The 21810-nt window shown below is 38.6% G+C and carries 26 protein-coding genes; 5 read left to right on the top strand and 21 right to left on the bottom strand.

Annotation, left to right across the window (positions count from 1 at the left end; genetic code table 11):
* Window positions 1-215: 215 nt before the first annotated feature.
* Together NSS81_RS07090 and NSS81_RS07095 are read left to right on the top strand one after the other, a co-directional pair.
* Window positions 216-386, top strand: coding sequence for a hypothetical protein (locus NSS81_RS07090; RefSeq protein ID WP_342432811.1), 171 nt, complete (start codon window positions 216-218; stop codon window positions 384-386).
* A gap of 91 nt (window positions 387-477) precedes the next feature.
* Complete coding sequence (locus tag NSS81_RS07095) at window positions 478-1824, top strand: amino acid permease (RefSeq protein ID WP_342432812.1); 1347 nt, start codon at window positions 478-480, stop codon at window positions 1822-1824.
* Between the two features lie 37 nt (window positions 1825-1861).
* Here the strand turns inward: NSS81_RS07095 and NSS81_RS07100 are convergent, their stop codons facing one another.
* From NSS81_RS07100 to NSS81_RS07130, 7 genes are all read right to left on the bottom strand, one after another.
* Entirely contained in the window at window positions 1862-2488 is a 627-nt protein-coding gene (locus tag NSS81_RS07100; RefSeq protein WP_342433956.1) for a LysE family transporter, read from the bottom strand.
* A 115-nt stretch (window positions 2489-2603) separates the two neighbouring features.
* Entirely contained in the window at window positions 2604-3641 is a 1038-nt protein-coding gene (locus NSS81_RS07105; RefSeq protein ID WP_342432813.1) for a glycosyltransferase family 2 protein, read from the bottom strand.
* A gap of 20 nt (window positions 3642-3661) precedes the next feature.
* The gene (locus tag NSS81_RS07110; protein ID WP_342432814.1) at window positions 3662-5335 is read right to left on the bottom strand and encodes a DUF6044 family protein; all 1674 of its coding nucleotides are present in this window, start codon (window positions 5333-5335) and stop codon (window positions 3662-3664) included.
* Window positions 5336-5519: 184 nt separating this feature from the next.
* Window positions 5520-5684: an aspartyl-phosphate phosphatase Spo0E family protein gene (locus NSS81_RS07115; RefSeq protein WP_342432815.1), complete on the bottom strand. Its 165-nt coding sequence runs from the start codon at window positions 5682-5684 to the stop codon at window positions 5520-5522.
* A gap of 150 nt (window positions 5685-5834) precedes the next feature.
* A complete protein-coding gene (locus NSS81_RS07120) occupies window positions 5835-6248 on the bottom strand; it encodes a YugN-like family protein (RefSeq protein ID WP_342432816.1) in 414 nt (137 codons plus the stop codon).
* Window positions 6249-6341: 93 nt separating this feature from the next.
* Entirely contained in the window at window positions 6342-7688 is a 1347-nt protein-coding gene (locus NSS81_RS07125; protein ID WP_342432817.1) for a glucose-6-phosphate isomerase, read from the bottom strand.
* 210 nt (window positions 7689-7898) lie between these two features.
* On the bottom strand, window positions 7899-9062 hold the full coding sequence (locus NSS81_RS07130; protein ID WP_342433957.1) for an iron-containing alcohol dehydrogenase: 1164 nt from the start codon (window positions 9060-9062) through the stop codon (window positions 7899-7901).
* 154 nt (window positions 9063-9216) lie between these two features.
* Here NSS81_RS07130 and NSS81_RS07135 point away from each other — a divergent pair, with 154 nt between their 5' ends.
* Window positions 9217-9444 (top strand): DUF378 domain-containing protein, encoded by a 228-nt coding sequence (locus tag NSS81_RS07135; RefSeq protein ID WP_342432818.1) that lies wholly within the window; start codon window positions 9217-9219, stop codon window positions 9442-9444.
* Between the two features lie 50 nt (window positions 9445-9494).
* Here NSS81_RS07135 and NSS81_RS07140 read toward each other — a convergent pair whose 3' ends face one another.
* The 3 genes from NSS81_RS07140 to yugI all read right to left on the bottom strand — a co-directional run bounded on the left by NSS81_RS07140 (window position 9495) and on the right by yugI (window position 12924).
* Complete coding sequence (locus NSS81_RS07140; RefSeq protein ID WP_342432819.1) at window positions 9495-10772, bottom strand: Glu/Leu/Phe/Val dehydrogenase; 1278 nt, start codon at window positions 10770-10772, stop codon at window positions 9495-9497.
* A 22-nt stretch (window positions 10773-10794) separates the two neighbouring features.
* Window positions 10795-11994, bottom strand: coding sequence for an ornithine--oxo-acid transaminase (locus NSS81_RS07145; protein ID WP_342432820.1), 1200 nt, complete (start codon window positions 11992-11994; stop codon window positions 10795-10797).
* Between the two features lie 525 nt (window positions 11995-12519).
* Window positions 12520-12924, bottom strand: a complete 405-nt coding sequence (gene yugI, locus NSS81_RS07150) for a S1 domain-containing post-transcriptional regulator GSP13 (protein WP_342432821.1) — start codon at window positions 12922-12924, stop codon at window positions 12520-12522.
* Between the two features lie 209 nt (window positions 12925-13133).
* Here yugI and NSS81_RS07155 point away from each other — a divergent pair, with 209 nt between their 5' ends.
* Entirely contained in the window at window positions 13134-13349 is a 216-nt protein-coding gene (locus tag NSS81_RS07155; protein ID WP_342432822.1) for a helix-turn-helix transcriptional regulator, read from the top strand.
* Window positions 13350-13548: 199 nt separating this feature from the next.
* On the opposite strand, the gene NSS81_RS07160 is transcribed toward NSS81_RS07155, so the two are convergent.
* From NSS81_RS07160 to NSS81_RS07185, 6 genes are all read right to left on the bottom strand, one after another.
* Window positions 13549-13812, bottom strand: coding sequence for a DUF1871 family protein (locus NSS81_RS07160; RefSeq protein ID WP_342432823.1), 264 nt, complete (start codon window positions 13810-13812; stop codon window positions 13549-13551).
* 10 nt (window positions 13813-13822) lie between these two features.
* Window positions 13823-14203 carry a PH domain-containing protein gene (locus NSS81_RS07165; RefSeq protein WP_342432824.1) on the bottom strand — a complete coding sequence of 127 codons (381 nt, stop codon included), beginning with the start codon at window positions 14201-14203 and terminating at the stop codon, window positions 13823-13825.
* 40 nt (window positions 14204-14243) lie between these two features.
* Window positions 14244-15455 carry an alanine--tRNA ligase-related protein gene (locus NSS81_RS07170; protein ID WP_342432825.1) on the bottom strand — a complete coding sequence of 404 codons (1212 nt, stop codon included), beginning with the start codon at window positions 15453-15455 and terminating at the stop codon, window positions 14244-14246.
* A 121-nt stretch (window positions 15456-15576) separates the two neighbouring features.
* The gene (locus tag NSS81_RS07175) at window positions 15577-16131 is read right to left on the bottom strand and encodes a superoxide dismutase family protein (protein ID WP_342432826.1); all 555 of its coding nucleotides are present in this window, start codon (window positions 16129-16131) and stop codon (window positions 15577-15579) included.
* Between the two features lie 199 nt (window positions 16132-16330).
* The gene (locus NSS81_RS07180) at window positions 16331-16546 is read right to left on the bottom strand and encodes a hypothetical protein (protein ID WP_342433958.1); all 216 of its coding nucleotides are present in this window, start codon (window positions 16544-16546) and stop codon (window positions 16331-16333) included.
* Between the two features lie 83 nt (window positions 16547-16629).
* Window positions 16630-17169 carry a peptidylprolyl isomerase gene (locus NSS81_RS07185; RefSeq protein WP_342433959.1) on the bottom strand — a complete coding sequence of 180 codons (540 nt, stop codon included), beginning with the start codon at window positions 17167-17169 and terminating at the stop codon, window positions 16630-16632.
* A gap of 206 nt (window positions 17170-17375) precedes the next feature.
* On the opposite strand from NSS81_RS07185, the gene NSS81_RS07190 reads away from it, so the two are divergent.
* Window positions 17376-17756 carry a kinase-associated lipoprotein B gene (locus NSS81_RS07190; protein ID WP_342432827.1) on the top strand — a complete coding sequence of 127 codons (381 nt, stop codon included), beginning with the start codon at window positions 17376-17378 and terminating at the stop codon, window positions 17754-17756.
* Between the two features lie 41 nt (window positions 17757-17797).
* Here NSS81_RS07190 and kapD read toward each other — a convergent pair whose 3' ends face one another.
* The 5 genes from kapD to NSS81_RS07215 form a co-directional block, all read right to left on the bottom strand.
* Entirely contained in the window at window positions 17798-18418 is a 621-nt protein-coding gene (gene kapD / locus NSS81_RS07195) for a 3'-5' exonuclease KapD (RefSeq protein ID WP_342432828.1), read from the bottom strand.
* 187 nt (window positions 18419-18605) lie between these two features.
* A complete protein-coding gene (locus tag NSS81_RS07200; protein WP_342432829.1) occupies window positions 18606-18989 on the bottom strand; it encodes a hotdog fold thioesterase in 384 nt (127 codons plus the stop codon).
* A gap of 128 nt (window positions 18990-19117) precedes the next feature.
* Window positions 19118-19357 carry a hypothetical protein gene (locus tag NSS81_RS07205; protein ID WP_342432830.1) on the bottom strand — a complete coding sequence of 80 codons (240 nt, stop codon included), beginning with the start codon at window positions 19355-19357 and terminating at the stop codon, window positions 19118-19120.
* A 117-nt stretch (window positions 19358-19474) separates the two neighbouring features.
* Window positions 19475-20980, bottom strand: a complete 1506-nt coding sequence (locus NSS81_RS07210; RefSeq protein ID WP_342432831.1) for a leucyl aminopeptidase — start codon at window positions 20978-20980, stop codon at window positions 19475-19477.
* A gap of 110 nt (window positions 20981-21090) precedes the next feature.
* Window positions 21091-21705 carry a 3D domain-containing protein gene (locus NSS81_RS07215; RefSeq protein WP_342432832.1) on the bottom strand — a complete coding sequence of 205 codons (615 nt, stop codon included), beginning with the start codon at window positions 21703-21705 and terminating at the stop codon, window positions 21091-21093.
* Window positions 21706-21810 lie beyond the last annotated feature (105 nt).

The following is a 21810-nucleotide window of genomic DNA, read 5'->3' on the forward strand; positions in this document are numbered from 1 at the left end:
CCCCTTTCAAGGCTTGTTATTTAATCATTACTATATTGCCCATTTATAATGACAACTTTGTATCGTACACTATATTTTCATTGTTTTAGGCGATGATTATGTATGATTTTTTTGATTCCATCAAAATCCTAAATCGTCCTTCTATAATCTGCTGAATAAGTTTTACAGGAGGGTGTATCTTAACATATATAGGCTGAAGAAATGAGGAGATAAGCGTGGTCAATCAAAACTTTGATAAATTTAATAAAATCCAACAGGCACATCAAGGTAAATATCTTGGCTCTGACAGAAAACAGGCTCCTGGTATAAATGATGCAGAATATAACAATCAGGAGGACACCGATATATCAGTTGGTGCCACCGGAAGGAACGAAAAACTTAAATGATTCCTGAATGCAGGAAAAAGGTTGAGGGAAGATTCCTCAACCTTTTTGAACGAGTCATGTACGATTTTTGGAGATAAGGAGAAGAAAAAGTATGAGCAAATCGAGTAGTGAAAAAAGCGATATGAAGTGGTGGCAGCTTTCCTTATTTGGAGTCGGCTGTACAATTGGAACGGGGTTCTTTCTCGGTTCAAGTATAGCAATTAAGATGACTGGTCCATCTATCTTAATCGCCTTTATCATTGCTGCGATGGGTACTTACATAGTATTTGACGGACTAGCAAAAATGACCGTCCAGGATCCGCAGCAAGGCGGGTTCCGGACCTATGCGAAACAGGCATTCGGAAGATGGGCAGGATTTAGCAGCGGCTGGGTATACTGGTGTTCAGAAGTATTAATTATGGGCAGCCAAATGACAGCCCTATCGATATTTTCACGATTTTGGTTTCCAAACTTGCCGCTTTGGGTATTTGCAACGGGGTACTCGATTCTGGGTATGGTCGTTATCATGATAGGTGTGGGTATACTAAACAAAGTTGAAAATATCCTTGCCATTTTAAAAATCGCCGCCATTCTTATGTTTATTATCATTGCATTATTAGCTATTTTTGGTGTCATTGACGGTGATAAGCCACTACAGTATCCAAGAAACACAAAAGATATTTTTCCGCACGGAATAATGGGATTGTGGTCCTCAGTCATTTTTGCCTTTTATGCATTCGGCGGTATTGAAATCTTAGGTTTGATGGCGTCTAAATTAAAAGATCCAAAAGAGGCTCCCAAAGCAGGTAAAGTCATGCTATTTACTCTAACAGTTATTTATTTAGTTTCGATTGGACTCGCGGTTATCATGGTTTCTAGCGGGGCCTTTAATTCAAAGGAAAGTTCCTTTGTCATTGCCTTAGATAATTATAACTTAGCCTTTATTCCACATATCTTCAATGCAGCATTAATTATTGCAGGTTTCTCAACAATGGTGGCATCGTTATTTGGTGTTACCAGCATTTTAGTAACCCTTTCTGAAGAAGGGGATGCTCCAGCAATATTCTCAAAGAAAGGGAAATTATCAGTTCCTTGGCCCACTCTTCTTATCACATTGGCAGGCATCTCACTATCTATCCTATCGGCGTTATTGATGCCAGGTAAGATATATGAATATGTAACCACCGCTGCTAGTCTGATGCTTCTGTATAATTGGATATTCATTCTAGCCTCCTCCATTCGATTATTGGAGGTAACAGCTAAGGGCAAAATAAAATATTTGATTGGGATATTATTTATTTTGATCGCTGTTAGTGGTACCTTATTTCACGCTACAAGCAGACCTGGATTTTTTATCAGCATAATATTTGTTGGAACCATTGGGATAATCACCTTCTTTATGCGTTTCAAATGGAAGATGAAGAAGAAAAAGGTATATAGTCCATGGCCAACAGCATAAGAGTCTTTCTGCCATCGATCATTATCGTTGGCATTTTTTATCCAAATAATGCCTGATATGCTTGAATGCCAAAGTAGATTCCAAATCCTATTAGCGAAAGGCCTGATAACAGTGAAATACCTGTCAGAAGATTTGAGGTTAAATACTTCCGAAAGTTACTGGATATACAAGCCATGGTGAGATCCCATAGTAATAAACCAATAAAAATGGCACAGCTATATAAAATCAATTCACTCGTTTCATAGCTTGCAGCAGTTTTCGCTAAAACAGACCCATAAATACCGAGCCAAAATAGTATCGTTAATGGATTGGAAATAGACATAAAAAAACCTGATATAAAGGATTTAATTAACGGTTCTTTCTTTCTGTTATCCCCGAAATTCAATTCATCTGAAGAACGGAGTGTCTCAATCCCAGTATAAAGAAGAACAAAGCACCCAAATGACCAAAGAAAGGTTTTCATGAACGAGGTTTCAAGAAAATGGACAACCCCGAGATAAACGACCAGCATATACACTCCATCTGCAACCACTGCACCTACCCCAATTAGCCATGAGTGCATAAATCCGTGTCTAATGCCCTTGTCAATCTGGGCGGCATTGATTGGGCCAATGGGAGCGGCGAGCGACAATCCCAACAAAATATAGCTTAAAAAAACATTCATCATTATCTCTCCCCAAATAAAAATAGCCTGTCTTTCAATCTTTATTCAGGTAGAAGGGGTTGTACCACTTAAATCTTAATAAAGAGCTTTCCCTTAAAGGGAAAACTCCGTAACTTTAGTTGGATTCAGAAAATTTCCGACGTTCCATTGTGTAAATCTCATCCTCTTCTGTTTGACCGATTAGGTGATGTCTTGAAATTGGAATTGTAAATGTATCAATATCAACGATAAATTTCGGACGATGCTTTGATTCTTTATAAATTTTTCCGACATACTCACCTATTAATCCTATCGCAATCAGCTGTAATCCACCAATTAACCAAATGGATGTGATCAAAGAAGTCCATCCTGTTTGTGTTTCTCCCAAAAACTTTAGCATCAAGAAGTAACAGCCAAAAAGGACGCTCATGAAAAAGGAAACCATACCAATCAATAAGACAAACCGAATGGGAGTAACGGATAATGACGTAATTCCATCAAAGGCAAAGGCAAGCATTTTCTTAAGCGGGTATTTAGTTTCACCAGCCTGTCTTTCCTTACGGTCATAGTAAACAACATTTGATTGAAAGCCGAGGAGCGGAACAATCCCCCGCAAGAAAAGATTAACTTCTTTAAAGCCTGCTAGTTCTTGAACCGCTCTTTTGCTCATTAACCGGAAGTCGGCATGATTATAGATGAGGTCTGCTCCCATTTTTTGCATCAATTTGTAAAACCCTTCTGCCGTACTTCGCTTAAAAAAGGTATCTGAATCTCGGCGTTGTCTCACCCCATAGACAATTTCATTGCCCTCATTGTATTTATGAATAAATTCACGGATTACTTCAATGTCATCCTGAAGGTCTGCATCAATGGATACTAAACAGTCAGACGAATCCTTAGCTGTAAACAAGCCTGCTAATAATGCATTTTGATGACCTGCATTTCGTGATAATTTTAACCCTCGGACATAATCATTTCGTAAGCTTTCTTTGTATATCAATTCCCATGTTCGATCCTTACTTCCATCATCAACAAATAAAATTTTGCTGCGGTTGGAAATAAGCTGATCTCCTGTAAGTGCTTTTATTAGTTGGCTCAGTTGTGAAATCGTATCAGGTAAAACATCTTCCTCGTTATAACAGGGTACGACAATCGTTAGAACTGGTTCTATCATTTAGTCAGGACCTCCGCTGTTTACAAAGTTTTATATAAGTAAATTTTCCATGCTGCACTTTTCGATTCGAAAACTTTTTCGAGAGATAGCCTATTTTCTTCCGCATTATTTATCGGTATTGCCGAAAAAATATACCTACCACCCATTTCTTTAAAAACTTCCGTATTGAATTGGAAGTCCTTTAATTGCCTTTTTGAATCCTTTTTGATCATATACCTTTTGCCCAGCTGCGCCGTGAAGATATAGCAGCGGCCGCCCCATGTATCAAAGTATTTTCGTATCGTGTTATTTTTTTCTAATTCCTTTTCAATTAGTTTTCTAAACTGATGTTTATAGGCTAAGGGATAAAAGTTATTATAGGTGTCAATAGTGTAAAAACCATTATACTGCGAAACGGCAGGATGAATGCCGATACTTGCAACTCGATAGTCTCTTTGCTCTAGCCCAATATGCCTTTTCACATCTTCAAATAGCTCCACAGCATAAAATTCCTTTACGGTAGGTTTTTTATGGTAAATGATTTCCTCATTGAATAAGCCCAATATTAATAATTGCAAAACGGCTAGCCCTTTGGCTGTTTTTGACCAACTCAGCCCTTGTCTTGAGATAATCATTAATGCCAAAGCAAAATCAACATAAATAACCATTGGTCTCAAAAAGTGATAACGAGCAAAATTAAACGTATCCATAAAATGAAATATTTTTGTTAAAGGCAACCAGCCCTTATAAAACCAGAAGGCATACCATAGTGACAAAAGAAAGTTTAAGATAAAGAAGAAGACAAACAGCCTTTCTTGCTTCCATAGCTTTTTATTGCAGACAAAATATATAGCAATAAATGTCACGGGAAGAATAATTAATCCATGAACAGTCATCACATGCGTGTGGCCTAAAACATAGTTTTTTAGTGTTAGCCGAACAGCCCTCCAAAATGGAAGAGATGCATGAAAGTATTCATCCCGGCTATTTGGTTCGGTTGAAAACAGAAAGGAATAAACTAGGCGATATTCAACAAGCATAAAAACCACTGTCATATAAGCAATAGCTAAAAAAAATCGTAGGTTCCAACCCCGTCCTCTAATCACATCAACAAGCCAAAGAATTCCCATTGCACTGAGAAAAAAGAAAAATCCTAACACGATGCTTGCGTAAAAAGGCATGAGGGTGAGTACCATATAGTCCTTTGCTGTTCCCTCTCCCTTTCGAATCGAGAGAAAGGCCCATAGTGCCAGCGGCATTCCCAATGTACTAAGCATTCCCGATGGCCAAAATGGGGTTAAGGCGAAGGCAAGTGCTGTTGCTACTTGAAGGAATAACCATTGATTTCCCGGAAGAAAGTGCCTTTTTAGCAATAAATACATTCCAAAAAAGGCAACCACCCTTGTTAGTGCCTGACTTATTCCATAAGCAATCATTGTTGGAAAGAATGCATGCAACCATACGATAATACTATATTCCGTACCAAACGTGTTCCTTGGTACCCCGTTAATAATCTGTGGAATGGTGCTTTCTAGTGCACCAAACATTTCCCCACTTTCCGCCAATACCTTGTACCAGGCCAAATTTGAATCTAAATTATCATGAACTCGTATATGCGCATTTTCCTGAAGGATAAAGAGAGGGGAAAGATAAATCGCCAAAACGAGTAACGCAAAAAGAATCAGTCTTCTCTCTTTTTTAATTTCTGTGTACACATTTTCACACCTCATAAAATGAAACTTCCTTGTTTAATAAAGTTTGCAACCTGGATGATATTTATTCCTTTTTAAGTAATTCTGACCACCTGCAGTTGTCCTCATTTTGATAAAATAGAAAAACACACAGAAAGTTAACTTCCGTGTGTTTTTTGATTGTTATATAAAGTTTATATATAGAGAATTAATGTTTAAGTCCTTTACTCCAAAAATCATTTAAAAGAGAATCGAGCTTTTGGCTGCATTGAACTACATTTTGGTTAGAATATCCATATTGTTGTGCTAAATCAATCATTTCAATTCTCGTTTTCTCAATCGTAGATAATAATGAGTTGATATTCGTTTCCATTGCCCTCTAGCCTCTTTCCTCTTTAATACTATAGTTATATTAATAACCTTAATTTATAAGTTTTTATACCTAAAAACAAGTAGAAAATACAAAAATAAATGAATCTTAAGTGAACACTATATTACCATAATTTCCTACCTTTTACATAAATTATTCTGAATCTGTTAACAAAAGCACTTCTAGTTCTTCGACAAGTCTTTTCCCATTATCCACATATTGTTCAGGAAAGCTTGCATCCTTGTCAACCGGTTCTTGAAACTGATTTAGAGTCCCAGAGAAAGCACCGGCTTCTGCATGGTCATCGATTCCTATTTGGTACTTATGTGACAAAAGAAATGGGCGCCCCATCTCCACGGTGCAATTTCGCGCATCTAATTGACCATCGACTGCTGTAAACGGGACCCTTAGGAACTGGTACCCCACTTCATCGTCGAGTTTATAGTCAAAGGCACCATGGTCATAATCCCAATTGCCGCCAATCGAATATCCAATTGGTTTTAATTTTTGTTCAAGCTTATACAAATCAAATTGTTTACCTTCAACTTTGGATGGTATCTCAATCATGTTACAGCCCCCTTTAATTCATTATTTATTAGTTTTCCCCAAAATAAAAAATAGAGTACTGAAAATTAATTTCAGCACTCTATTTCTTATAGTTTATAATCTTTTTTCAAGTTCAGCCTTTTTTTCTTCAAATCCCGGTTTTCCTAGTAAGGCAAACATGTTTACTTTATATGCCTCTACGCCCGGCTGATCAAATGGATTGACTCCAAGGAGGTATCCACTCATTGCACAGGCCTTTTCAAAGAAATAAACAAGGTAGCCAAACGTATACTCATCCATTGCAGGGATAGTCAAAATCAGGTTCGGTACTCCCCCATCTGTGTGAGCGAGCATGGTTCCTTGAAATGCTTTATTATTTACAAAATCAACAGTTTGGCCTGCAAGATAATTTAAGCCGTCTAAATCGCTTTCCTCCGCTTCGATTGTCAATTCATGACGCGGGTTTTCGACTTTAATAACCGTTTCAAATAAATCGCGACGACCCTCTTGGACGTATTGTCCTAGTGAATGTAGGTCAGTAGAGAAATTTGCTGAAGAAGGGAAAATCCCTTTTTGGTCTTTTCCTTCACTTTCGCCAAATAACTGCTTCCACCATTCTGAGAAGTATTGAAGACCTGGTTCATAGTTAATTAGCATTTCAATAGTTTTCCCTTTATTATAAAGAGCATTTCTTACTGCTGCATACTGGTATGCTGGATTATCGACCAGTTCTGAAGGGCTGAAGTCTTCCTGTGCTTTTGCTGCCCCCTCCATCATCGCTTCGATATTTGCTCCAGTTACAGCAATTGGCAGTAAACCTACTGCGGTTAACACGGAATAACGCCCGCCGATATCATCTGCAATCACAAAAGTTTCGTAACCTTTCTCAGTGGCTAATGTCTTTAACGCGCCTCTAGCTTTATCTGTAGTTGCATAAATTCTTTTACATGCTTCTTCTTGACCATATTTTTCCTCAAGCAGTTTACGGAAAATACGGAAAGCAAGCGCAGGTTCCGTTGTTGTTCCAGATTTAGAAATTACATTGATCGAGAAATCTTTTCCTTCAATCAGGTCCATTACATCTTTCATATAAGTAGAACTAATGTTGTTTCCAACAAAAATCACCTGTGGAGTCTTCCGCTTCTCTTTTGGAAGTTCATTATAAAAGCTGTGTTGAAGCATTTCAATGGCGGCTCTTGCACCTAAGTATGAACCTCCAATTCCAATAACAAGCAGAACATCTGAATCGGCTTTAATTTTTTCAGCTGATTTTTGTATCCGAGAGAATTCCTCTTTATCGTAGTTCGCAGGAAGCTCTACCCAACCTAAAAAGTCGCTGCCAGCACCCGTTTTTTCATGTAGAGAATGGTGGGCTACTTTTACAGCATCGCTTAAATATGTAAGTTCGTGTTCACCAAAAAAAGTTAGTGCTTTTGAGTAATCAAAACGTACGTGGGTCATCTATGATCCTCCATAATTTTATTTTCACTATCCACTTTATCGAATGCTGGCAATATTATCAAGAAAGGTCTACCATTGTAAGCGTACCCATTTTTGATATTTTTTTTACAATTATAATATTGTACACATCCACTTACTTTTTACAAAAAATAGACTCAGACATAACATGCCCGAGTCCTGATGATTATCCCAAAATGGGTTTGTTGCTTATTATAATGATTCGCGGTAAATAGCTAATACGTCTTCTCTATTTAATTTTGTAAAGTTGCCAAATTCACCATATACCATGGCTCTATCTGCCATTAATTCAACTTTACTATCATCAATGTCATAATCAGCTAAGCGTGCAGGAGCACCGATATTCGACCAAAAATCACGCAATTTCTGTATTCCTTCCAGTCCAGCATCGGTTGCACTTTTTCCTTCAGGGTCAACCCCAAACACTCTAACAGCCAGTTGCATAAAACGTTCTGGTTTTACATCTAGATTATGCTTCATCCAATGCGGGAAAAGGATAGCTAGACCCCCGCCATGTGGAATGTCATAAACTGCTGATACCGCATGTTCAAGGTTATGAGTTGCCCAGTCGCCACGGTATCCCATATTCACAATTCCATTCAAGGCCATTGTTCCACTATAAAGAACCGTTGCCCGATGTTCATAACTTTCAAGGTCTGCTAGTAATTTAGGTGCTGTTTCCATCACCGTTGTTAGCAGTGATTCACACATGCGATCCTGGAATAGCGTATTTTCTTCTAAATGAAAATAATGTTCCAACACATGTGACATCATATCGACAATCCCATAAATCGTTTGATCCCTTGGCACCGTATACGTATTAACTGGGTCTAAAATTGAGAACTTAGGATATGTTACTGCACTTCCCCAGCCATATTTTTCATTTGTTTCCCAATTGGTAATGACTGAGCCTGAATTCATTTCCGAACCTGTTGCTGCTAAAGTCAGGACTGTTCCAAATGGGAGAGCTTCACGTGCGAATGCTTTTTTCACAACTAAATCCCAGGCGTCTCCCTCATATTTGGCGCCTGCTGCAATAAGCTTCGTACAATCAATAACACTGCCGCCCCCAACTGCCAGTATGAAGTCAATTCCCTCTGTTTTACAAATTTCAACACCTTTTCTTGCTGTTGTAATTCGGGGATTTGGTTCTACACCAGGGAGTTCGAATACTTGTGCTTCGATTTCATTTAAACAATTGATGACTTGATCATAAAGACCGCTTCTTTTAATACTGCCTCCGCCATAAACCAATAATACCTTTTTCCCATATGCAGGGACTTCTTTTTTCAATTGTTCAAGTTGCCCTTTGCCAAAAATTAATTTTGTTGGGTTCCAAAATGTAAAGTTTTCCATGATTGCACTATCCTTTCCACTCTTCATTATATTTGAAATGATACTTTTTGCAAAAATCTTGTTTTTTTTTTTCACGTACTGGTTATAAATGTATAATTATTCTTAAATTTTCTCAATCTAATATTGAACCACATTTTGAAGGAGGAATTTGAGCTTGAGTACTATTCAACGTATTGCCTTAATACTTACAATAATCGGTGCAATTAATTGGGGGTTAATTGGTTTCTTTCAATTTGACCTTGTTGCCTCTATCTTTGGCGGGCAAGATTCAGCCCTTTCAAGGATTATTTACGGTTTAGTCGGACTAGCAGGACTAATTAACCTAGGACTTCTCTTTAAGCCAAACGAGGGCTATGTAAAAGAGCCTGAAACACAAAGATAATCCTAATAAACAACAAAATCCTTGCACATAAATGCAAGGATTTTTGTTGTTTATATCCAGCCTCTAAACTTAGAAGCCTCTGCCATCTTTCTCACACCAACCATATAGGCTGCTAAACGCATATCCACGTTGCGATTTTTGGAAAGATTATATATTTGTCTGAACGAAGCTACAAGCTTTTCGCGGAGTCTAGCTGCGACATCCTCTTCGCTCCAATAATAGCCTTGTCGGTTTTGTACCCATTCAAAGTAAGAGACCGTGACCCCTCCTGTGCCAGCTAACACATCAGGAACAAGTAGTATTCCCCTCTCTGTCAGTATCCTTGTTGCTTCTAAAGTGGTTGGTCCATTGGCAGCCTCAACAATAATCTTTGCTTTTATGTTCTGTGCATTTTCAGCGGTTATTTGATTAGAAACCGCTGCAGGAACTAGAACTTCACACTCAAGTTCTAGCAATTCTTCGTTTGTAATCGTGCCCTCAAACAAAGGTGTTACCATCCCAAAACTATCGCGCCTGTCTAGTAAATAGTTAATATTGAGGCCATCTGGATCATATATGGCACCATACGCATCTGAAATGCCAATCACTTTTGCCCCCGCATCATCCATCAACTTTGCAAGAAAACTCCCCGCATTTCCGAATCCTTGAATAATAATCCGGGCACCCTTTAAGGAAATTCCCTGCCTTTTTGCCGCTTCCTCGATACAGATCGTAACCCCTTGCGCTGCGGCCATTTCTCTTCCTTCTGAACCGCCAAGAACAAGTGGTTTTCCTGTAATAAATCCGGGTGAATCGTTAGCCCGAAGGCGGCTATATTCATCCATCATCCACGCCATAATCTGTGAATTTGTAAAAACATCTGGTGCTGGTATATCCTTGGTGGGACCAACAATTTGACTAATTGCCCTTACATATCCACGGCTTAAACGTTCTAATTCTCCCATAGACATTGTTCTCGGATCACAGATAATACCGCCTTTTCCTCCGCCAAAAGGCAAGTCAGCAATTCCGCATTTTAAGCTCATCCACATTGAAAGAGCTTTAACCTCATCCTCGTTCACATCAGGGTGGAAACGTACTCCACCCTTAATTGGTCCGACAGCACCATTATGCTGCGCGCGAAAACCCGTATAGATTTTTGTTGACCCATCATCCCTTCGGAGAGGGATTCTCACAGTCAACATACTCAGCGGCTCTTTAAGTAATTCATACATGTCCTGGTTGTAGCCAAGTTTTTTTAAGGCTTCATTAATCACCAATTGAGTGGATGATAGTAAATTTAATTTATCCTTTCTACCATCTGCACTGTTAGCATTAGTAGTCCCCATTGTTGGCACCCCTAATTTTTTTTCATCCAAGCACTTTTTTGATACGCTCAATTGCCCAATCTAATTCCTCTTGACTAATGATAAGCGGCGGCGCGAATCGAATAACTGTATCATGTGTTTCTTTACAAAGCAGACCGAGTTCTTTTAGTTCTTCACAGTATTTACGTGCTGGCTCTGTTAGTTCAACACCGATAAATAAGCCACGGCCACGTATCTCTTTAATCTTAGGATTGTTAATTTCCTTTAGTTTGCTAATAAAATGCTTACCTAATTCTAATGATCTGTCTGCTAACTTTTCATCCACAAGAACATCTAGAGCAGCAATTGATACAGCACATGCTAATGGATTTCCTCCGAACGTTGAGCCATGTGAACCAGGGTTGAAAACTCCTAAGATATCTTTATTTGCAACCACACAGGAAATCGGGAAAACTCCACCGCCTAGCGCTTTTCCAAGGATATACATATCAGGTACAATTTCTTCCCATTCACTTGCAAACATTTTACCGGTTCTAGCTAAGCCTGCTTGAATTTCATCAGCAATAAAGAGGATATTATTTTCCTTACAAAGGTCCATTGCTGCTTTCATAAAACCTTCCGGCGGAATAACAATACCGGCCTCACCCTGGATAGGTTCGATTAAGAAGGCAGCTGTATTGGATGTAATTGCACCTTTTAAAGCATCCAAATCACCGTACGGTATGAGTTTAATCCCTGGCAGCATCGGTCCAAATCCCCGTTTATATTCTGCCTCAGAGGACAAGGATACCGCGGTCATTGTTCGACCGTGGAAGTTCCCTACACATGCAATAATTTCTGCTTGATCTTCTGCTACTCCCTTTACATCATAGGACCAGCGGCGTGCCGCTTTAACAGCTGTTTCTACCGCCTCAGCACCTGTATTCATCGGAAGTGCCATTTCTTTATTTGTTAATTTACAAATCTTTTCATACCATGGACCTAGCTGATCATTATGAAATGCTCTGGATGTAAGAGTGACTCTATCCGCTTGATCTTTAAGAGCTTGGATAATCTTTGGGTGGCGATGTCCTTGATTTACAGCTGAATATGCACTAAGCATGTCCATATATTTATTGCCTTCAGGGTCTTCCACCCAAACACCTTCTGCGCGAGTAACCACAATGGGTAGTGGATGATAATTATTTGCTCCATATTGTTCTGTTTGTTCTATCAAATTTTGTGTTTTCATTTCTGCTGCCATAATCTTATTCCTCCTTTTCGGTGGTGAACTATGTACATATACTTCTATTGTAGCCGAGCCTGCACCTAGAATGAAACCCCTTCCAATAAATTTTATAAGCAAGGGGAAAACACTTCCTTATTTAGTTCTTGCCATTCTGAAAGGGTTAGCTCAAATTTAGTGAATGGTGTCTGTATTCATGGCTTATTCGCGGACATTACAAGTTGCACCTTCCAATAACCAACCTACTTTTCGCGAAGTGGTTCGGTCGATGAAAGCCTCTCCCATCGACCCTAACTACTTTTCCCGACATCGTTCGGTCGATGAAGCCCTCTCCCATCGACCCTAACTACTTTTCCCGACATCGTTCGGTCGATGAAGCCCTCTCCCATCGACCCTAACTACTTTTCTCGACATCGTTCGGTCGATGAACCACCCTTCCATTGGCCCAAACGCCCCTTTATAAATTTTAGACTCCTAAGACGATCATAGATCCATCAAAAAAAGAGTCCAATTCACATATATGAATTGGACTCTCTTTGATATTTACTTCTTAATTAAATCTTCACGCTGTGATTGGTCGATCCATTCTTGAAGCTTATCTTTTAAAGTGTTGAACCCTTGTTGTCCATCAGCTTCTGGGATAATTGCAGCAGCTTGACGCTTACGAGGCTGCTTTTTTGGTTTAGCTGCCTGCTGAACAGGTGCTTCCTCAGTAGCACGAATCGATAAGCCGATTTTTCCTGCTCCTTCGTTAATAGATAATACTTTAACTTGAACTTCGTCGCCGACCTTAAGATGTTCATTAATATCTTTTACATAACCATGTGTTATTTCTGAAATATGCACAAGCCCCTGTGTATTTTCATCTAATGCAATGAACGCTCCATAAGGCTGAATACCTGTTACTTTACCTGTTACAATACTACCCGTTTCGAATTTCTCCGTCATGAAAACACTCCTAAATAAATGTTATTTAATCTTTTTTATATGCAATAAAAAATTATATCACAGTTACCTCCATTAATCAAAGTATGTTTTAGACCTATAACATTGAAAACGTTAACAAAATGTTCAATATAGTTTTTGAACTACAGGAAAGATTTATGCTAAGATTATATTAAGGAAATCTCTAACCAAGACCCTAGGAGGTGAACAGTATGAGTTCCATCGGTGAAAAAATTAAAACTTATCGTAAACTACTTCAAATGACACAAGAGGAACTAGCTCTAAAGATTAGAGTAGGAACACATACCATTGAGAAGTATGAGTCGGGTGAACATATCCCAAGCACTCAGACAATCCTTAAATTGTCTACTGTTCTAGATGTCCCCGCCTCAGAGTTATTGGATCAGGAACCATTATCGAATATATAATTTATCCCAACATTTTAGCGGCATTCCTAGCCGCTTTTTATTTTTTTAAAGTTTTCTGGTATATATAAAAAGTAATTTGGTAAAACTATAATTATAAGCTTTCTAGTATTCCCCCCCTTTTGAAGTGGACAACCGATATGGTTTGTCCTCTTTTTTTTTGATTAGCAGTAAAAGAAAAAACGACAGACTTGTCGTTTTCTCAAATGGAACAAGAGTCGTTTTCTTTTATCACTAAAAGCTCTCTGGCCACTTTTAAGCATTGGTCCATTGGAATGGTAGCATCGAATGAAAATCCATATATCGTTTGGATTCTTTCTGCAAGCGTGACAGGATTGTCTAATTCGTATACAGCTTGAACGGTGTCAGCTATTTCTGTATCATAGCTGCCATTCTTCAGCTGAAAGGGATCCCATTCATTTAATAAATCAACATATTGCAGGTTTGTTCTCACTTGTTTTTCCATATTAAATCTCCTAGTTTGCTAATACATATTCTGCGAGAACCGTTTGAAGTTCATAGATGTTTAGGTTTTTATTAAATTGTTTTTGAAGTGGAAGGGCATTGCCAGAAATCCAGATTTTTAGTTCAGCATCCAAATCAAAGCTTCCGGCCGTCTCAATACTAAAATGGGTAATACTTTTATAGGGTATCGAGTGGTATTCCACCTTTTTCCCCGTTAACCCTTGCTTATCCACTAAGATTAGTCGCTTATTTGTAAAAATGAACAAATCTCTAATCAATTTATATGCTTTATCAATTTTTTCATTTCCTGCAAGAATTCTCGCAAACTCCCTTTGTGCTTCTGCCGTATTAATCTCAGATGCATTCCCCATCATTCCATCAAAAAAACCCATTGAACCCACACCTCTCACATCAGCTGTTTTAAGTATACGATTATTTCTCGATATAAAAAAGTCTGGCGGATTCTACTAGATGATGCAGTAGCTTACTCCCTGTTAAAATTGCTTCCCCGCCGCCTTGGGCAAAGCTTTCATTTCCGCCGCCTTTTCCATTGATGAGCGGAAGTGCATTTCCAATAATTGTTTTCATATTAAGGGATACACTCGCACCCCTAGCCCCAACTATCTGTATGCGATTCACATTTTCAGCTACACTAATAAAGGTAATATTATCATTAGCATTAACGATGCTCCTAGCTAGCTTTTGAAGTTCCTGGACGGTCCGGTCTTGATAAACCATTCCAATTATAGGCGCGTCACTACCCTGATTAGCATCTAGCAGTTCCTTTGCTTCAAAGTTGAGTAACGTTCCCTTAGTCGCTTCCAGCTTTCTTTCTAGTTCCTTTCCAGTTTCTATCAACCGTAATGCAGATGCAGCCATTTCTCTTTCTGGGGCATTAAGTAGCTTAGTTAATTCAAGTAACACAGAATGTTTTTGATGGAGCTGTTCCAGAATTCTTTCTCCGCACACGAACTGCACCCGAACTTTTTTCTTTTGTTTTTCCCAATCAAGGATTTTGATTGCACGAACCTGTGCCGTATCGCTCGGATGGGTTCCGCCACAGCCGTTATAATCAAAATCAGGAATGATGACCAGACGAATATTATCAGTAACCGAAAGCTGTTTTCGGAGCTTATATTGGGATAGCCCCTCCTCAGTTACCCATTTTGTTTCAATGGGGCGATTTTCTAGAATAACTCGATTTGCCAGCAACTCTCCGGCTTCAGCCTCTTGTTCAGTCAAATTCTCTATGTCAAGGTCAATGGTTAGTACTTCTTTTCCAAGGTGAAAGCTCACCGTCTTATACCCAAATAGACTTTCAAATGCTGCAGATAAAATATGTTGGCCTGCATGCTGCTGCATATGATCAAACCGCCGTTTCCAGTCAATTTCACCATCAACTTTGCCAATTACGTCCCTTAGCGGTTCTTTTATATAATGCCTAATTTCCCCTTCTATCTCTTCAACGTTTACGACTTCCTGATTATTTATTGTTCCCAAATCATGCGGCTGCCCGCCGCCAGTCGGATAAAAAGCTGTCTCCTCTAAAACAACATATGTATTTCCTGCTTCATCATCCGTTTGCTTGACCACATTTGACTTAAATGACTTTAGGTAAGCATTTTGATAATATAATTTTTCCAAAAACTATGCACTCCCCATCCTATTCAATATATCTACTATTTATTTTCAAGTAAGAAAGTATAGAAATCAAGCCTTACCAGATTATAAAAGGCTATTCCCAAGCACGGGAATAGCCCTCCATTTATTCCTTTTCATCCTGTGACGCCTTTTGCCCCGCTTTATTTTTATCCTTGGAAATTTCCCCGCAAGCAATTCGGTTTCCAGAATCGCCAGAAGGTTGTGTCATTCCATCATCTTTTTCTTCATCAACAACAATGGTTGTACCCTCTTTAGTTAACAGCGAAGTCTTCCCGTCTTTTAAGGTAACTGCAGGTACCATTAATTCCGCCTTTACAGATCCATCATCCTCGACAATTAAGTTTGGAAGATCCCCTGCATGCGCCCCCTTAGGGTGCAATAAACCGTGTTCTTTATCCTCAGGGTTAAAGTGGTTGCCAGCTGTTTTAAATTCTGGCGCCTCACACTTTCCCTTATCGTGTATATGTATAGCATGCTCTCCTGCTGAAAGCCCCTTTAAATCAACCTCCGCCTTTACCCCGCTCGCCTGCTCAGTTAAAGTAACGTTTCCTAATGAATCACCGACCGCATTAAATATTTCAACTTCAATCTTAGTAACATTCTTTTCCAAACAGCCTGTTAGTAGCAGAATAAGGATAATACTCCAGAACTTCTTCATATTATATTCCCCCAGATAACCTTTTAATGTTAAGTTTCCCCAGGGGAAAAACCTTATGCAAAGAAAAGCATTAGCAGCCCTGTATAGTATAACAAAAAAGGAACAGTTAACTTTCACTGTCCCCTGGTTTTCCCCAGGGGAAAAACCTTATGCAAGGAAAAGCAAAGCGGTCTTTTAGAGACTAACAAAAAAGGAACAGTTATCTATCACTGTCCCCATGTGTTTCCTGTTGATTTATTAATTTTTCTTCAAGTTCTTTTGCTTTTTTTGCTTCCCTTTTTGATACTTTAATAATCAATCTCATGGTGAGAAGTGCACCAATCATAAAAATAATAAACGTAATCGCTGCAGGTCCATATTCCGACTTATCTTCAGGAAAGTATAAAAATAAGGAAAGTACATTGGGCTGAAACATCATTTTCTCCCTTTCTATAAAGGAATATCGCTAATCTTATTATAGCAACAAAATGTGGTTCGCACCATTTATGAATCTTTTCCTTACGTTTTACCCATTACCTTAATACTGTTAATAAGGATATCTTTCTCTGGTTTATCTTTATCCGTAGGTGATTCAGCTATTTTATCTACTGTGTCCATTCCTTCAATCACTTGTCCAAAAACAGTATGGCGGTGGTCAAGCCAAGGTGTCCCTCCGATTTTTTCATATGCTTCAATAATCGCCCCTGGATATCCAGACTTTTCTATTTCCGTCTTTATTGAAGGATCCAATGAGTTTTTTTGAACAATGAAAAATTGACTTCCATTCGTGTTTGAACCCGAATTTGCCATCGATAAGGCACCATGTAAATTATAAAGGCGGTCAGAGAATTCGTCTTCAAACGGTGTGCCATATATACTCTCTCCACCTGTACCATTTCCATTTGGATCTCCGCCTTGAATCATAAAATTATTGATGACACGGTGAAAAGTAAGTCCATTATAATAACCTTCCTCACCGTGTTTCACAAAGTTTTCAACGGCCTTTGGAGCATATTCAGGGAAAAGTTTTATTTTTATTGTTCCCATCGTTGTTTCCATTTCAACTAATTTTTCATTTTCTGAGACCTCAGAGGAAAGCTGAGGATACACTCCGTTTCCCACTTGATTGCTCCCTTCCTTTTCATCTGTTTTATTATCCCTGTGTTACTTTAATTTAACCTAAATGAACTTTTTTCCCTCATTATTTTTCTTTTTTCACTAAAAATAGTAAAATAAAGCCATTAGACTAATTAGGGGGATTTATTTTGTCAGAATTAAAGATTGGTGAAATTGTCACAGGAATATATAAAACAGGAAAATATATTGGGGAACTAACTGAGGAACGGCCACAGCATTATTTAATAAGAGTTCTAGCCGTGTTAAAACACCCTATGCAAGGCGATCTGCATAGCCCGAAAGATGCTGACGTTCTCGTTTTTCATGAAAGAAGGGCGCTTTCTTATAGAGAACAAACAAACATCCCCAAGCAAATGGTCAAGCCATTCGATAAAGAAGTACCTGATTATCAGCAATCCCTAAAAGAAGCAGTGGAAAAAGCAAAAAAAGAACTAACCGAAAATCCAACACCATGGGCAGAAATGAGCCTAAAAATGTACGCCTCACTCGAAAAGGACTATTTTAAATAAAAGCACACTAAAGGCCAAATCAGTTTGAATGATTTGGCCTTTTATGCGAATTCATTTAATAGCTTTGAAAAATCTACTCGATCACCAATAGTTGTTGGCTTTGGTTTTTCCAAATAACGTTTATCCTTCTCCACTAATCGGAATATATTATAAGTAGTCAGCGCATCATCCAGTGCCCGATGATGTCTGCCTGTTCCTTCCTTTCCATATTCCTGAACTGCCTTCCATAAGCCTGTTTGATTTTGATCACCGAAGAATCGCTTATACTCCATGGATAAATCTAACTCGGTTGCATTAAATGGAAATTTCAAACCTGCTTCCATACAATTATGCCGAAGAACCTTCATGTCCATATTTCCCCAAGTAACAATAGTCGTTTGGATATTTTTCTTGAACTCTTCTAACTTTCTAATGAATTCGAAGAAAGAAATGCCTGTATCCACCTGCTGCTGTGAAATATGTAAGAATGATTTGCAGCGTTCAGATAAAGCTGGGAACTTCAATGGAGTCACATAGGAAGAGAATTGCTCAGTAATTTGATCATCAATAACTGAAACAAGCCCGACCTCAATAATTTCCGGAAAAAAGTTCTTCATTCGAACATTTCGTTCAGGCATCGTAAATTCAAAATCAATAAAAATATATTGATGCCGTTCTTTCATGTTTCCACCCCTTTCTAACAAAATATCTTACTACCATTATATAGAGAAACCTGTACAAAAAATTGTACTTATTCTCTATTTTTTTACATTATATCATGAATTTCAATGGAATTTTTTAAATTTTTCAACAATAAACATTCTCATTATTAGAAAATTCCGCCAGATACCTCTTTATAATATATTATGGTCATTCCTTTATTTTAATGACCGCCATTGTACATCTTGACACACAAATGAGTCGATCCTGTTCATCAGTTATTTTGATGTCCCAAACCATAGTTGATTTTCCTTGATGCAACACAGTGCCGACAGCTGTTACAAACCCTTCCTTGACCGGACGAACATGGTTTGCATTAATTTCTAATCCTACAGTCGCTTCGGTTTCTTTATCGACCAATTCATAAGCTCCTATACTAGCGACAGTCTCTGCTAATGCCACAGATGCTCCGCCATGAAGCAATCCGAACGGTTGACGCGTACGGCCATCTACTGGCATCTTAGCAATAACCTTACCAGGTTCCATATGTGTTACTTCAATTCCTAATGCTTCGATTAATGTGTTTTTAATCATTTTAAACTCCCTTTCCCAATACAGTTGTATTTATGATATCAATTATATATTCTCTTTAATGCCAAATTTCCCTTTTAAAAAGACAGAAAAATAAAAAACAGCTACGAGAGCTGTTTTTATCAGTAACACTAGAAATAACCAGGTGCTCCATATCCAGGATAACCAACCCCTGCATAGCCCACACCGGGATAACCATATCCATAACCAGGGTATCCATAGAATGGAACTGGTGGACCATAGAATGGACGAGGATAAAATAAAGCACTTCCTAATAGCCCGCCTACTAAGCCACCTAACAATGGTAAACCAAATCCAAAGCCAATAAATCTATTATCATGACTTGGATACGGGCTTCGATAATAATGCATATTGCCTACCTCCTTTTCGCAATACTTGCCTACACTATTTCATATGCGAAAAAAGGCAGGATGGGTTGGGCAATGAATGAAAAACCCCCGATTAGAAATCGGGGGATCAGTAATTACTTAATTAATTGGTTCAAAGCGTTCTACGAATAAGGCAAGTGTCCGGGTCATTACCCCAGTTGCACCAGCAGGTCCTAGATCATACTCTTTCGAGGATGTAGAAGTTCCTGCAATATCTAAGTGGACCCACGGTGTACCCTCTGCAAATTCTCCGATAAAAGCACCAGCAACAATTGCATGTCCAGCTGCCCCGGGAGAATTATTTAGATCAGCTACTTTGCTATCCCTAACACGTTCCTTATCCTTCTCAAACAATGGCAGGAGCCACATTGGCTCGCCAGCTTCCATCGAAGCTTCCAGCACCTGTTCAAACAACGGTTCATGATTGGTCATCGCTCCCGTCGTATGCATTCCGAGAGCAGTGATTATACCACCAGTTAGAGTTGCTACATCAACTAAATACTCTGCACCATGATGCTTAGCATAGGTTACCGCATCCGCGAGAACAAGTCTTCCTTCCGCATCTGTATTTAATACCTCAATTGTTTTACCGCTCATCGAGGTAATCACATCATCTGGTTTAAAAGCATTCCCACTAATCATGTTGTCAGTTGAAGGGATAACAGCAACAACATTTTGTTCAGACTTAAGTTCACCTATAATCTCCATGGCTCCAAGTACCGCAGCAGCGCCGCCCATATCAGTTTTCATCCCAACAATACCCGCTTTTGTCTTAATAGAATAACCACCCGTATCAAAGGTAATCCCTTTTCCAACTAGGCCAATTACATCCTGCCATTCTTCTTTTCCTTGATACTTTAAGACAATCATTTTAGGAGGTTCAGCGGATCCCTGATTTACCGCAAGAAACGCACCCATTCCCAATTTCTCAATTTCATCTTTATCTAAAATTTCCAAGTCGAAATTATAGGTAGCTGCAAGATCCTTTGCATAATTAGCCATATCAGTTGCTGTCAGCAGATTCCCTGGAGTATTCACAAGTGTACGGGCAGAATTCGTACCTTTACCAAATGCATAGCCAACTGTTAACGATGCTTTAATGTCCTCTTGTTCAAGTAATGGGCTATAAATTGTGATACTTTCGAGGCTCTTCTCGGGTTCATTTGATTTTTGTTTATACCCGTCATATTTATAGGTAGCTAAAGCAAAGGCCTCGCTCACTGCATGTGCAGCATCTAAACCATCCACCTTATCCATTGTAAACGTATCTAAAAGGATAGCTGTTTCTCCCAGCTTACTAGCTTTTAAAGCTTTAAATCCTTTCCCTAAAGCTTCACTTAGTTTATCAAAGTTAAACTCCTTTTCTTTACCTAAACCAATAAACCAAATTCTTTTTGCGCCAATCTTGCCAAAACTATGTACTTTAGTGATGCTCTTTAACTTTGCAGAAATATCCCCAGATTTGACTAGCTCCGTGAGCTGACCTTCAAATTGTTCGTCTAGCTTAGCCAAAACTCCTGAAAACTTCTCCGGTTTATCAAACAGTCCAATAACCAAGCCTTCATGGGCTGCTGAATAGTCCATTTCACTTTTTACATGAAACATTTATATCCACCTCCAAATAAATTACCTTTTTAATTATATCCGAAAAGTAATTATATTTCGACTATCTAAATAACTTCTACATAAAGAAAGGCAGGACATATGCCTGCTCTTCATCTTCTTTCAGATTTAATATATTGTTGACGGAAAACCTGCATTGTTTTATCCTCATTTAATGCTTGTAATTGTTCTTCGGTAAGACTCCCATTACCTTGTTGGATAACATAGACTTCAATTTCTCGTTTACCCCATTCATTATAAACATCATCAACCGTTTCATAATAAAGATCTACTTTATTACCCTTAATTGCTCCGCCTTTATCAGCTACAACGCCATACCCATATTCTGGGATAAATAGAATCGTCCCAATAGGAAACACATTCAAATCAGCAGCTACAGTTGAATATAAATCACGTTTTACTTTTACACCTGAATAGGTAATCCCATATTCAGGGTGACCTTCATTTTTCCCTGTAGATTCATAGCCTGCCGTATATCCTGTTGCAATTACGTTCTTCTTCGGATATTGTGACCAGTCGAAAGCATCCTCCAATGGCGGAGTTGTTCCAGATACTGTTTGACTATTAGCTGCCGCCCCGGCACTGAGACTTTTTAAAATATATGATTTCGTATCTACTCCTGATATAGATTGGAAAGTTACCATTAATGCCAAAAAGAAAAGAATAGTCATCGTTAAACGCTTTATCCATTTTTTAAGGTTATTCATTTAATTTTTCACTCCTCCCAAAATATTCATTTCCCAACAGGCAATGAATTATTCAAAAGGAATAAAATACCTTTCATTTATACAGACGATTCTTGGGTTTTTGCC

The sequence above is a fragment of the Neobacillus sp. FSL H8-0543 genome (genome assembly GCF_038592905.1).
Taxonomy (GTDB): Bacteria; Bacillota; Bacilli; order Bacillales; family Cytobacillaceae; genus Neobacillus.